This is a genomic window from Burkholderia sp. BCC1644, assembly GCF_902833225.1.
Lineage (GTDB): Bacteria > Pseudomonadota > Gammaproteobacteria > Burkholderiales > Burkholderiaceae > Burkholderia.
This window is the reverse complement of the sequence record NZ_CADFEI010000013.1, coordinates 112558-124592: the sequence shown is the minus strand read 5'-3', so window position 1 is coordinate 124592 and position 12035 is coordinate 112558. Positions and strand designations below refer to the sequence as shown.

10 protein-coding genes are annotated in these 12035 nt (G+C 68.9%); 1 reads left to right on the top strand and 9 read right to left on the bottom strand.

Annotated features, from left to right (window positions below; all coding sequences use genetic code 11):
- The first annotated feature begins 218 nt into the window (after positions 1–218).
- Positions 219–674, top strand: a complete 456-nt coding sequence (locus tag HWX87_RS24950; RefSeq protein WP_176049748.1) for a hypothetical protein — start codon at positions 219–221, stop codon at positions 672–674.
- 24 nt (positions 675–698) lie between these two features.
- On the opposite strand, the gene HWX87_RS24945 is transcribed toward HWX87_RS24950, so the two are convergent.
- From HWX87_RS24945 to HWX87_RS24905, 9 genes are all read right to left on the bottom strand, one after another.
- Positions 699–2174 carry an efflux transporter outer membrane subunit gene (locus HWX87_RS24945; RefSeq protein ID WP_176049747.1) on the bottom strand — a complete coding sequence of 492 codons (1476 nt, stop codon included), beginning with the start codon at positions 2172–2174 and terminating at the stop codon, positions 699–701.
- Positions 2152–3237 carry a biotin/lipoyl-binding protein gene (locus HWX87_RS24940; protein ID WP_176049746.1) on the bottom strand — a complete coding sequence of 362 codons (1086 nt, stop codon included), beginning with the start codon at positions 3235–3237 and terminating at the stop codon, positions 2152–2154. Before HWX87_RS24940 ends, HWX87_RS24945 begins: the two co-directional genes overlap by 23 nt.
- Positions 3234–3938: an ABC transporter ATP-binding protein gene (locus tag HWX87_RS24935; protein ID WP_176049852.1), complete on the bottom strand. Its 705-nt coding sequence runs from the start codon at positions 3936–3938 to the stop codon at positions 3234–3236. Before HWX87_RS24935 ends, HWX87_RS24940 begins: the two co-directional genes overlap by 4 nt.
- Positions 3935–5071 (bottom strand): ABC transporter permease, encoded by a 1137-nt coding sequence (locus HWX87_RS24930; protein ID WP_176049745.1) that lies wholly within the window; start codon positions 5069–5071, stop codon positions 3935–3937. The genes HWX87_RS24935 and HWX87_RS24930 overlap by 4 nt, the downstream gene beginning before the upstream one ends.
- Positions 5072–5099: 28 nt before the next feature.
- On the bottom strand, positions 5100–5288 hold the full coding sequence (locus HWX87_RS24925; RefSeq protein ID WP_176049744.1) for a DUF2964 family protein: 189 nt from the start codon (positions 5286–5288) through the stop codon (positions 5100–5102).
- 178 nt (positions 5289–5466) lie between these two features.
- Positions 5467–6591 (bottom strand): ABC transporter permease, encoded by a 1125-nt coding sequence (locus HWX87_RS24920; RefSeq protein WP_176049743.1) that lies wholly within the window; start codon positions 6589–6591, stop codon positions 5467–5469.
- Between the two features lie 2 nt (positions 6592–6593).
- Positions 6594–9410 carry a ribosome-associated ATPase/putative transporter RbbA gene (rbbA, locus tag HWX87_RS24915; RefSeq protein ID WP_244137745.1) on the bottom strand — a complete coding sequence of 939 codons (2817 nt, stop codon included), beginning with the start codon at positions 9408–9410 and terminating at the stop codon, positions 6594–6596.
- Positions 9407–10480 carry an HlyD family efflux transporter periplasmic adaptor subunit gene (locus HWX87_RS24910; RefSeq protein WP_176049742.1) on the bottom strand — a complete coding sequence of 358 codons (1074 nt, stop codon included), beginning with the start codon at positions 10478–10480 and terminating at the stop codon, positions 9407–9409. The genes rbbA and HWX87_RS24910 overlap by 4 nt, the downstream gene beginning before the upstream one ends.
- Positions 10477–11973 (bottom strand): efflux transporter outer membrane subunit, encoded by a 1497-nt coding sequence (locus HWX87_RS24905; RefSeq protein WP_176049741.1) that lies wholly within the window; start codon positions 11971–11973, stop codon positions 10477–10479. The genes HWX87_RS24910 and HWX87_RS24905 overlap by 4 nt, the downstream gene beginning before the upstream one ends.
- Positions 11974–12035 lie beyond the last annotated feature (62 nt).

Below are 12035 nucleotides of genomic sequence, written 5' to 3'. Positions count from 1 at the left end.
GATGGAAATCAGGGATTTCCGTATCCATGCCGGGGGCGCGAGGTTTGCCAACCAGCCGGCGCTGCTCCTGTTTGACGTCAATCAACCTCCGGGCCGGACGGTGGCACGATAGTGGTCGCATGCGCGAAGGCGATTTCGTGATCCCGCCATCCGCGCAGGTTGCGTACACCCTGTGCGCAATGCGCAGCGAGATTACGACGCTTCAGGGACGAACCATCATGACGCTGATCGCCAATCTGGACGGCGCGCGGACCGGCTACCGGCTGTGCTTCGTCCGCGCGCCCTGGGCGTGGTTTACCTGCCTGCCGCTCGACCTGCAATGCGGTCAAAGCTGGGCCGACGTGCCTTACCAGGACGTCGCGCAACCGCCTTACAGCGATTCGCGCGCGCAGCTGTTGCGCGTGGCGTTCGACGTACCGAACCTGCTGCCGCCCGAAGCCGGTCGACACGGGCAGGACTGGAGCGTCGAGCAGATCAACGACGGCGCGGTGCCGTGGTTGCGCAGCGAGGAATTCGTCGACGCGATGAAGCTGACCGTTCCGGCCGGCGCGACAGTCGCCGAATTCGTCGAGACAATCGAGGCCGCCGGCGGTACCGTCTATGGCCCGCTCGGCTGGGCCGAACTGCCGTCCTGGCAGCAGCCCGGCATCGAGACGCACCCGCAGACGGATTGACCGGGCACCCGCGCGGGCAGAGGGTCAACTCGCGTCGCCCCAGCCGCCGCCGAGCGCGACGTAGAACGCGACCGTGTCCTGCAGCCGCTGCGCGACCGCCTGCAGCCAGGCAAGACGCGCCTGATGGAATTGCACGTCGGCGACCAGCAACTGCACGTAGCCCGAGATCCCCGCGTCGTAGCCGGCCTGCGTGAGCGCCAGTGCATCGCGGGCCGCGGCCATGGCGCGGGCCTGCGCATCGAGCGCGGTCGCATCGTTCGCGAGCGCGCGCAGCGTGTCGGCCACCTGCGAGAACGCCGCCAGCACCACCTGCCGATAGGCCGCGTCGGCCTCGTCGTACGCATCCTGCGCGGCGCGCCGCTGGTTCAGCAGCGTGCCGCCGTGAAAGAGCGGGGCGGTGAGTCCGGCGCCGACGCTCCACGCGCGGCCGGCCGGCGCGAACAGTTGGCCGGCGACGATGCTGTCGAAGCCGCCCGACGCGGACAGCGTGAGATTCGGGTAGAGCGCGGCCGTCGCGACGCCGACCTGAGCGCTGGCCACATGCAGTTGCGCTTCCGCTTGCAGGATATCTGGCCGGCGGCGCACGAGCGACGACGGCGCCGTATCCGGCAGGCTGGCCGGCAGGGCGATGCGCTCGAGCGACAGGTCGGGTGGCTGCCAGTCGGCGGGGTAGCGCCCGGCGAGCAGCGCGAGCAGGTCGTCGGCCTGCGCGCGTTTCTGGTCGAGCGCGGGCAGCGTCGCCTCGAGCGACGCCCGTTGCGATTCCAGCGTCAGCACGGCCACGTAGGCGGCCGCGCCGGCTGTCACCTGCGCGCGCGTCAGGCGGATCTGCTCGTCGAGCAGGCCGATCATCTCGCGTGTGGCCGCGGCTTCGTCCCGATAGGCGGCGCGCGCGACCATCGTGTTGACGACGTTGGCGGTCAGCATCAGATACGCACCCGCAAGCGCCTGGCGCTGCGCGTCGACGCCGGCCGCCAGCGCTTCGACCTGGCGCCGCTCGCCGCCCCACAGGTCGAGCGTGTAGCTGACCGTCGCCGACAGCGTGTACAGGTTGAAGATCGACGCCGGCAGCGCCTGCCCCGTGCGCAGCGGCGCGTAGCGCTGGCGCGATGCACCTGCCTGCGCATCCAGCTGCGGAAAGAAGATGCCTTCGCCGGCCCGCAGCGCATGTTCGCTGCGCCGCAGCGTCGCTTGCGCACCGGCGAGCGTCGGGCTGCCGGACAACGCGTCGTCGACCGCCGAGTCGATCGCATGGCTGCCGAAGCGCGTCCACCAGTCGCGCGTGAGCGGCTCGGCGGCCGACAGCGCCTGCGTTTGCCCGCCGCCGGTCCACGCACCGGAACTGGCGTCGGCGGGCGCGAAGCGCGACACGTGCGGGGCGGACGGACGGGTGAAATCGGGGCCGACCATGCATCCGGGCAGCCACGCGATGGTCGCGAGCAGGACCGCTGCACGCAGCAGGCTGCAGACGGGGCGATCACTTGCCGGCCACGTACACATCGACGATCTGTCCGGGGAACAACCGGACATCCTTGTTCGGCACGATACGGAAGATGACCGGCAGCACGCGCACGTCGACGCGCTCGGTGCGCTGGTCGGACAATTCGATTTTCGGCGTGACGTACGGCTGGACGCGGACGAACTGGAGATCGGCCTCGACCGACGTGCCGCGCACGAACATGTGCGCCTTCAGCGCGTGCAGGTCGGGCAGCTGGTGGATCAGGATCTCGTCGATGTAGCAGCGCACCTGCAGGCGGTCGACCGGCGTGCCGAGCACTGCGACGGGGGCGTTGCCCTGCGTATAGGTGTCGTAGAGCCCCTGCGAAGTCAGGTAGGACCCGACGGCCGCGTTCATCGCCAGAACCGTGCCGTCCGCCGGCGCGCGCAGCGTGTAGCGGGCGAGCAGGGCTGCCGCCGCGTCGGCCGCGCGCCGCAGCGCGACGGCCTGCGCTTCCTGGTTGCGCACGTCGTAACTCCACGCGCCGGCTTTCGTCAGGCGATACTGCCGCGTCACGACGTCCAGGTTGGCCGCCGCGACGCGTACCGCGTTCGCGGCCGTATCGAGTGCATCGCGGCTGACGGCCTTCGGGTCGATGTCGTACGCGTGCCGCTGCTTGTCGTACTGGTCCTGCGCGAGCTTCAGGCTGGCCTGCGCGGCCGTGGTCTGCGCACTCGCCACGTCGAGCACCTCGCGGCGCGGCTGCGCCTTCAGCTCGTCGAGCAAGGCGAGGGCCGAGTCGGCCTGCGCCGCGAGCTGCGCGGCGGTGGCGCGCTGCACCGAGTCGTCGATCGTCAGCAGCGCATCGTCGGCCTTCACCGGATCGCCGTCGTGCACGAGGATGCGCGTCACCGCGCCCGACACGTCCGGGTAGACGTTCACGTTCGCGCCGGCCGGCTGCTCGCTTTCGACGATGCCGTTCGCATAGACGCCGCGCGCGTACGGATTGGCGGCCGGCTTGAACACCGGCGGCTGCGGCGGCTCCTGGCGGCTGTACAGCCACGCGGCGGCGAGGCTCGCGACGAAGCCGAGCAGGGCCGCCGCGAACACGAGCTTGTGCTTCATCGCGCACCTCCGCGATCGATGCCGTTCAGCTTGCCGTCCTCCATCCGCAGGATGCGATCCGCGTATTCGAAGATCCGCGCATCGTGCGTGACGATCACGATGCAGCGCGTGTCGTTCAGCACCTGGTGCTTGACGAAGTCGATGATCATGCGGCCCGTGTCGCCGTCGAGCGACGCGGTCGGCTCGTCGAGGATCAGCAGGTCGGGCTGGCTGACGATCGCACGTGCGATCGCGACGCGCTGCTGTTCGCCGCCGGACAGCTTGACGGGCGGCAGTTGCGCACGATTGCCGAGCCCGACGACGTCGAGGTAGCCGAGCGCTTCATGCATCGCTTCGTCCCACTGCCGGCGTTTCAGGATCAGCGGGATCGCGACGTTCTCCACGGTCGTGAGTCGCGGGAACAGGTGGTAGTCCTGGAATACGAAGCCGATCCGGTTCAGCCGGAAATCGGCGATCGCGTCGTTCGGCTGCGTCCACAGGTCGACGCCGTCGATCGCCACCGAGCCGGATTCCGGCCGCAGGATGCCCGAGATCACGCTGAGCAGTGTCGTCTTGCCGCTGCCGGACGGCCCGACGATCAGCAGCATCTCGCCGAAGTTCGCCTGCATCGATACGTCGCACAACGCCTGCGTGCGCGCGTCGCCTTCGCCGAACCACTTGCTGACGCCTTGTGCGTCGATCGCGACGTTCGCCATCGTCAGCCCCGGAAAATGTCGAACGGCTCGATGCGCAGCACGCGCCGCACGCCGAGATAGCTCGAGATCGTCGCGATCACGACCACCATCCCGAACGCGAGCGCCAGATTGCCGAACGTGACGAGCGCCGCGTAATCCGGAATCTGCAGCTTCGCTAGGCTGATCATCAGCACGCACAGGCCGACGCCGATGCCGTAGCCGGTCAGCGCGGTAAACGTCGCCTGGAACAGGATCATCGCGACGAGTTCGCGGCTTTTCGCGCCGATCGCCTTCAGCGCGCCGAACTTGTCCAGGTTCTCGAGGATGAACGCATAGAACGTCTGGCCCGAGATCGACAGGCCGATGATGAAGCTGATGATCGTCATCAGCATGATGTTGGTACCCAGCCCCGTCTCGTACTTGTAGAAGCGCGCGATCTGCGCGATGAATTCGTCGCGCGTGTAGGCGAGATAGCCGAGCGATTTCACGACGGCCTTGATGTGTGCGATGTCCGCGTCCGACTTCGGCTCGACGAGAATGTACGACGTCGTGAAGCGCGGCGACGGGATGTACTGGATCGCACGGGCGTACGTGGTGTAGAGCGTCGGCGTGCCGAACAGCCCGCTGGCCGCCACCTTTGCGATGCCGACGATCACGCCGCGATGATCGTTCAACTCGAAATCGGTGCCGACCGACGGATTCTCGAGCTTCGGAAACTCGGGATCCTGGATCGCGATGAAGCCGTTCTCCGCGTAGATGTCCTCGATCCGGCCCTGCAGCATCGTCGGGCGGCCGAGCAGGCTCGCGTCGTCGAGGCCGACGACCGTCACGGCCTGGTAGGTGCCGGAGCGCAGCTTGACGAGCGCGGCGCCGGAGTAGAGCGGCACCGCATACTTCACGCCGTCGATGCTGCGCACCGCGTCGAGCACGTAGTCGGGCATGCCGATGCTGTTCGCGATCGTCTTCACGGCCGGGTCCATCACCCAGACCTTCGCGCCGATGTTGATGACGGACGCCGACGACTTGTTCAGGATCCCGGCGAACAGCGACGTCATCTCGATCATCAGCAATACCGAGAACGTGATGCCGACGGTCAGCGCGGTGAACTTCGCACTGTCGTTCACGAGCAGCTTGAACGCGAGGCGGAGGATGCCGTTCATGATGAAGAATGCGTGACGTGCGGGCGCATCACGAATGCTCGCCGACGACCGAATTCAACTGGGCGACGAAGGCGCCGACGCCCGAAACCAGTGCGACGATCGCGTACGGGAGGACGTGCACCCCGACCAGCATCGCATGCACGACGCCCAGCAGCGACCCGAGTGCGATGAACACGCCGAGCGTGGCAACAACGATCCGGTAGGGCGGGCGCATCATGACGTTCTCCGGTGTGGTGGCCATCGGCCGCCGTGATTGCAATGCCGCTTTGCCGCGCTCGCGGCCTACAGGGCTTGTGCAGGATGTGATGTCATGATTGCGCGAAGGGTGCCGGCACGGTTGATCTGTATCAACGGACGAATCCAGGCGCCGCAAGGGCGGCCGCCCGCCGGGCCGGTCACGTCATCTGGGCGATCGTCTTTCGAAAGCGCATCAGCGACAGCAGGAACAGCACGCAACCGATCGCAAACAGCACCGCGAACTGGAGCCAGACCGCATCGAGGCCCGCGCCGCGGTACAGGATGCGTTGTGAGAGTTCGACGAAATGCGTGGTCGGCGCGGCCAGCATGATGTCCTGCACAGCGAGCGGCATGCTCTCGCGCGGTGTCAGTCCGCCCGACAGTAGCTGCAGCGGCAGCAGCACGAGCACCAGCAGCATCCCGAACTGCGGCATGCTGCGCACGAGCGTCGCGAGGAAAATGCCCATCGACGTCGTCGCGAACAGGTGCAGCGCCATGCCGGCGACGAACAGCGGGATGGAACCCGGAATCGGCACGTGCAGCGCGCCGCCGACGACCAGCGTCAGCGACGCGACGGCCGCCACCGTGACGACGAGCCCCATCGACCAGACCTTCGCGAGCATGATTTCCGCGGCGGTGACCGGCATCACGAGCAGATGCTCGATCGTGCCGTGCTCGCGCTCGCGGATCAGCGCGGCCCCGGTGAGGATCATCGACAGCATCGTCACGTTGTTGATCAGTTCCATCAGCGCGCCGAACCACACTTCGTCGAGATTCGGGTTGAAGCGCATCCGCATCGCGAGATCGACGGGCGGTGACGGCGCGCCGCGATAGCGCTGCACGAATGCGTCGATTTCGCCCGATACGATCTGCTGCACGTAGCCGCCGCCGGTGAAGGCCTGCGTCATGCGGGTCGCGTCGACGTTGAGCTGGATCGTCGCGTGACGGCCGGCGAGCACGTCGCGCTGGAAATCCGGCGGAATGTCGATCGAGAACGTGTAGTCGCCGTTGTCGAGGCCGCGATCGGCCGCGGCCGCGTCGACGATCGGCGGCGGTGCGAACTGGGGCGGGAAGAACGCCGCGGCGATGCGCGCCGACAGCGGCGACGCGTCTTCGTCGACGATCGCGATCGGCACCTTGTGCAGCGTTTCCGGGCGCGCGGTGGCCGCGACGTAGATCGACGCGCTGAACGTGTAGACGATCAGCGCGAGCAGGATCGGGTCGCGGGCGAGGCTCCAGAGTTCCTTGACCCCGAGCCGGAAGATGACGAGCAGGCGCGACATGGTCAGCGCTCCTGTTTGCGCAGCAGGACGGCCGTCATGACCAGGATGGCCGGCGCCGCCGCGAGCAGCGGCCAGAACTGCGACGACAGGTCGGCGAGGCCGAGTGCCTTGTTGTAGACGCCGCGGCTGATCGCGAGCATGTAGGTGGCCGGGTAGATCGTCCCGATCCACCTGCCGGTGCCTTCCAGCGACGACAGCGGCGTGAGCAGCCCCGAGAACTGCACGACCGGAATCAGCGTGCCGACGATCGTCATGAAGATCGCGGCGATCTGGCTGCGCGTGAACGTCGAGGCGAACAGGCCGATGCCCGTGGCCACGACGTTGAAGACCAGCACCGCGGCCGCGAGCGTGAAGAAACTGCCCTTGATCCGCACGCCGAACGCGACGTCGGCCAGCACGACCATCAGCAGGAAGTTCAGCACGGCCAGCATCACGTAGGGCGCCTGCTTGCCGAGCAGGAATTCGGCGCGTGTGACGGGCGTCACGTACAGGTTGACGATCGACCCGAGCTCCCGTTCGCGGACGACGGCGAGCGCCGTCAGCATCGCGGGCAGCATCAGCAGCAGCATCGGCATGATGGCCGGGATCATCGCCGGCAGGCTTTTGACGTCCGGGTTGTAGCGATAGCGCACGGCGATCTCGACTGCCGGAGCAAGCGACGCGCCGAGCCGGCGCTTCGCCTGGTCGCGCAGCCAGTTCTCGTGCATGCCGGCGACATAGCCGCGGATCGTCTCGGCGCGCATCGGCATCGCGCCGTCGACCCACGCGCCGATCTCGACCCGGCGGCCGTGCGCGACGTCGCGCGCGAACCCGGGCGGAATCTCGATCGCGAGCGACAGCTGGCCGTTGCGCATGCGGCGGTCGATGTCGCGCTCGTCCGCGAGCGGCGCGCGCGGCACGAAGTAGCGGGAGCCGCCGAGGTTCTGTGCGTAGTCCTGGCTCAGGATCGACTGGTCGCGGTCGAGCACCGCGAACGTCAGGTTGTCGACGTCGAGACTGATGCCGATGCTGATGACGCACATCAGGACGAGCGAACCGAACAGGGCCAGCGTCGCGCGCAGCGGGTCGCGTCGCAGCTCCAGGACTTCCCGCCACAGGTAGCTGCCGGCCCGTGCCGGGCTGAACCACGCAGCCGCGCGGGCGGTGCCGGCCCGGGCGGCGGTGTCGTCGGACGGCGCGCTCAGCCAGCCCGCGTCGAACGCCTCGTCCGTCGGCGCGCTGTCCGTGCGCTGCGCATCGGTCAGGTACGCAATGAACGCCTCTTCGAGCGTGGCGGCGCCGCGCGTGCGCACGAGTTCCCCGGGGGCGGCGCTGGCGAGCACCCGGCCCGCGTGCATCAGCGAGATGCGATCGCAGCGCTCGGCTTCGTTCATGAAGTGCGTCGAGATGAAGATCGTGACGCGATCGTGCCGGGCGAGCTCGATCATCAGCCGCCAGAAATCGTCGCGCGCGACGGGATCGACACCCGACGTCGGTTCGTCGAGGATCAGCAGTTCGGGCTTGTGCACCATGGCGACCGCGAGCGACAGCCGCTGTCGCATGCCGAGCGGCAGGCGGTCGGGCAACGCGTCGAGTACGCCGGTGAGCCCGAAGCGCCTGGCCATTTCGGCGACCCGCCCCGGTACGTCCGCCTCCGGCACGCCGAACAGGCGCGCATGCAGCACGAGGTTCTGCCGTACAGTCAGCTCGCCATACAGCGAAAACCCTTGCGACATGTAGCCGACCCGCCGGCGCGTGTCGATGTCGTCGGCCGCGACCGGCTGGCCGAACAGCGTCGCCGTGCCGTCGGAGGCCGGCAGCAGGCCCGTGAGCATCTTCATCGTCGTCGACTTGCCGCAGCCGTTGGAGCCGAGGAAGCCGAAGATCTCGCCGCGGCGGATTTGCAGGCTCACGTGATCGACCGCGACGAAATCGCCGAACCGCATCGTCAGCCCGTCGGCCTCGATTGCGTAACCGGCGGCGGGTTCGGGCTGAAACGGCGCGATCCGGATCGGCTCGTGCCCGCGCCGCTGCGCGTCCGGGAGCAACGCGACGAACGCGCCTTCGAGCGTGTCGCACCCGGTGCGGGCCAGCAGCTCGTCCGGGCTGCCGGTCGCCAGCACCCGCCCGGCGTCCATCGCGATCAGCCGGTCGAAACGCCTGGCTTCGTCCATGTACGCCGTCGCCACCAGTACGCTCATCGCCGGACGGGCGGCCCGGATGCGCGCGATCAGTTCCCAGAACTGGGCGCGCGACAGCGGATCGACGCCGGTCGTCGGCTCGTCGAGGATCAACAGGTCCGGATCGTGGATCAGCGCGCAGCACAGGCCGAGCTTCTGCTTCATGCCGCCGGACAGTTTGCCGGCGGGGCGATCCAGGAACGCGTGAAGGCCGGTGCTGCGCGTGAGGGTGTCGATCCGGCGACGCCGTTCCGCCGCGTCGTGACCGAAGAGCCGCGCGAAGAACTGCAGGTTTTCCTCGACGGACAGCGTCGCATACAGGTTCCGGCCCAGGCCCTGCGGCATGTAGGCGATGCGCCGGCACACGCGTGCGCGATGACGGCGCGACGACAGGTCGCCGCCGAGTGTCCAGACGCGCCCCTGCTGGATCGCGCGCGCGCCGGACACGAGCGCGAGCAGGCTCGACTTGCCGACCCCGTCCGGGCCGATCAGCCCGATCATGCGGCCGGCCGGGATGTCGAGCGTCACGTCGTCGAGCGCGGCCTTGCCGCCGTAGCGCAGCGAGACGCCTGACAGCCGCGCGACCGGCACGGGTGTCGCGGGTGCCGGCAGACTTTCGGTCGCGCCTGCACCGGTATCGGCCGGGGGCACCGATTTCATTGCGGCACCTTGATCGCGAGAGGAGCCGGCCACGCGGCGTTCGAATCGGCCTTCAGCCAGGCGACACCCGGCAGCCCGGTCTTGACGAGCTTCAGGTGGCGCTGCAGCAGGTCGCGGTCGATGCGCGCCTTCACCCGGAACATCAGCTTCTGCCGTTCGGTGGCCGTCTCGACCGTCTTCGGTGTGAACTGTGCGGTGCTCGACACGTACGACACGCGCGCCGGAATCACGTATTCCGGCGCGGCATCGAGCACGATCCGCACGTCGGCGCCGAGCGGCACCCGACCGACGACCGTCTCGGGCAGGAAGAACGTCATGTAGACGTCCGACAGGTCGACCACGTTGAGCACCTTGCCGCCGGCCGGCAGCACCTCGCCCGATTCGGCCACGCGATACTGCACGCGCCCGTCGCGCGGCGAGTTCAGGTCGCTGTCCGAGATATCGGCCTGCACGCGCGCGACCGTTGCCTGCGCGGCCGTTACGGCGGAGTGCGCCGCGACGAGCTGGGCCCGGGTCGCGTCGATCGCGGCCTGGGCAGCCTGCACCTGCGCGTGCGCCGCATTCACGGTTGCCCGCAGGCTGCCGGCGCGCGCGCGATCGTCGTCGAGTTCCTGCAGCGAGGACGCGCCGTCGCGCGACAGCGTCTCCGAGCGCGCGAGCCGCCGCGTCGCCGCATCCAGTTCGCTTTCCCGCTGGACGACGACGGCCTCGGCCGCCGCCTTGTCGCTGCGCCGCTGCGCGACCTGCGCGTCGATGCTCGCCGCCGTGTTCACGGCCTGCTCCTCCCGGGCGCGCGCCTCGTCGAGCTGCGCCTGCAGGACGACGACGTCCATGCGCGCGAGCGGCTGCCCGGCCTTCACGAAGTCGCCTTCGTCGACGAGCATCGCGGTGACGCGCCCCGGCAGCTTGGTCGCGACGTCGATCTCGGTTGCCTCGATGCGACCGTTGCCGCTCACGAGGCCGGCATCAGCCTGCCCGTCACGCCAGCGTGTCCATCCGTAATACGTGATGCCGATCGCGAGCACGGCGACGCCTGCCCCGATCAGAAGAGGGCGCTTGAGGGTTTTCATCGTGTGGAATCCGGATTCGTCGATTCGTTGGTCGGTGGCGGGGCGGGCGCGTCGCGGTCGTGCGTGGCGCCGCCGAGCGCGCCATACAGCGCGACGCGGCTCGACAACAGCGCGCGACGCGTCATCACCCATTGCTGCTCCGCGTTCATCAGGTCCCGCTGCGCGTCGAGCACTTCGAGGAAGCGGGTCGCGCCGCTGTCGTAGCGCAGCTTCACGAGACGTGCCCGTTCGGCCTGCGATTCGAGCGTCGCGTGCTCGGTACGCACCTCGTCGGCCAGCCAGTACCGGGACGCGAGTGCGTCGGACACGTCGCGAAACGCGCGTTGCAGCGTCCGTTCGTATTGCGCGAGCGCTTCGTCGCGCTGTGCGTGCGCAAGCGCGAGATTCGAGCGGTTGCGGCCGCCGTCGATCAGCGGCAGCGTCACGTTCGGGATCACCGACCAGACGCCGGTGCTGGACGTCAGCAGTTCATGCAGCGCGCTGCTGCCCGAGCCGATCGAGCTCGTCAGCGCGATGCGCGGAAAGAACGCGGCGCGTGCCGCGCCGATGTTCGCGCGGGCCGCCTGCAACTCGTGCTCGGCCGCGATCACGTCCGGCCGCTGGGCAAGCAGCGACGAGGGCAGGCCGGGGGCGAGCGACGGCGCGACGGCGCGGTCGTCGAGCACGAGCGGCGTGCCGGCCAGATCCGGCGGCGCACCGACCAGCAGGGCCAGCGCATCGGCCGCCGCCGCGCGCGCCTGCTGCAACTGGGCGCCGAGGGACTCCGCCTGCAGCAGCAGGATCTCGGCCTGCTTCAGGTCGAGGCGCGAGATCGCGCCGGCCGCGTGGCGTAGCCGGAAAATCCGCAGCGACTCGCGGCGCGTGTCGATCGTCGCGCGGGTCAGCGCGATGCGCTCGTCGTACTCGCACAGCGTCAGATACGTGTTGGCGACCGACGTGATCACGCTCAGTGTTGCGGCACGCCGCGCCGCGTCGCTCGCGAGATAGCGCTGCAGCGCCGCTTCCTTCAGGTTGCGCACGCGGCCCCAAAAATCGAGCTCCCATTGCGTTTCGGCCAGCTGGACCTCGTAGACCTGTCCGATGACCGGTGTCGGCGTGAGGAACCCGCCCGGCGCACGAAACCGCGCATAGGCCGCGCCGGCGCCGATCGTCGGCCACTGGTCAGCGCCGCGGATGCCGTAGACGGCGCGTGCCTGTTCGACGCGTGCCACGGCCGCGCGCAGGTCGCGATTGTTGGCCAGCGCCTGCACGATCAACGCCCGAAGGCGCGCATCGACGAAGTAGTCCTGCCACGCGGGCACCGGAGCGGCTGCAGGCGTGGCGCTGGCCGACGGATCCGGATAGGCGGCAGGGATCGGCGCGGCGGGACGCTGGTCCGGCGGCGCGAGCGACAGGCATCCGGAAAGCAGGCCGATACTCGTTGCGAGCGCAATGAAACGCCCGTACCGGAAAGCTGCAATGCGGAACACGACGGGAAGCGCGATGGCGCGCATGGAAAGCCTCGGCGAATACGGAAACGCGGGGTGGCGCCGCCACTTGGCGGGCCGCTTCGGGT

Excerpts from the sequence above, each read along its gene's own strand:
- HWX87_RS24910 (WP_176049742.1), bottom strand. The coding sequence starts at position 10,480 with ATGAAAACCCTCAAGCGCCCTCTTCTGATCGGGGCAGGCGTCGCCGTG.
- HWX87_RS24945 (WP_176049747.1), bottom strand. The coding sequence starts at position 2,174 with ATGTGTACGTGGCCGGCAAGTGATCGCCCCGTCTGCAGCCTGCTGCGT.
- rbbA (WP_244137745.1), bottom strand. The coding sequence starts at position 9,410 with ATGAAATCGGTGCCCCCGGCCGATACCGGTGCAGGCGCGACCGAAAGT.
- HWX87_RS24930 (WP_176049745.1), bottom strand. The coding sequence starts at position 5,071 with ATGAACGGCATCCTCCGCCTCGCGTTCAAGCTGCTCGTGAACGACAGT.
- HWX87_RS24920 (WP_176049743.1), bottom strand. The coding sequence starts at position 6,591 with ATGTCGCGCCTGCTCGTCATCTTCCGGCTCGGGGTCAAGGAACTCTGG.
- HWX87_RS24940 (WP_176049746.1), bottom strand. The coding sequence starts at position 3,237 with ATGAAGCACAAGCTCGTGTTCGCGGCGGCCCTGCTCGGCTTCGTCGCG.
- HWX87_RS24925 (WP_176049744.1), bottom strand. The coding sequence starts at position 5,288 with ATGATGCGCCCGCCCTACCGGATCGTTGTTGCCACGCTCGGCGTGTTC.
- HWX87_RS24905 (WP_176049741.1), bottom strand. The coding sequence starts at position 11,973 with ATGCGCGCCATCGCGCTTCCCGTCGTGTTCCGCATTGCAGCTTTCCGG.
- HWX87_RS24950 (WP_176049748.1), top strand. The coding sequence starts at position 219 with ATGACGCTGATCGCCAATCTGGACGGCGCGCGGACCGGCTACCGGCTG.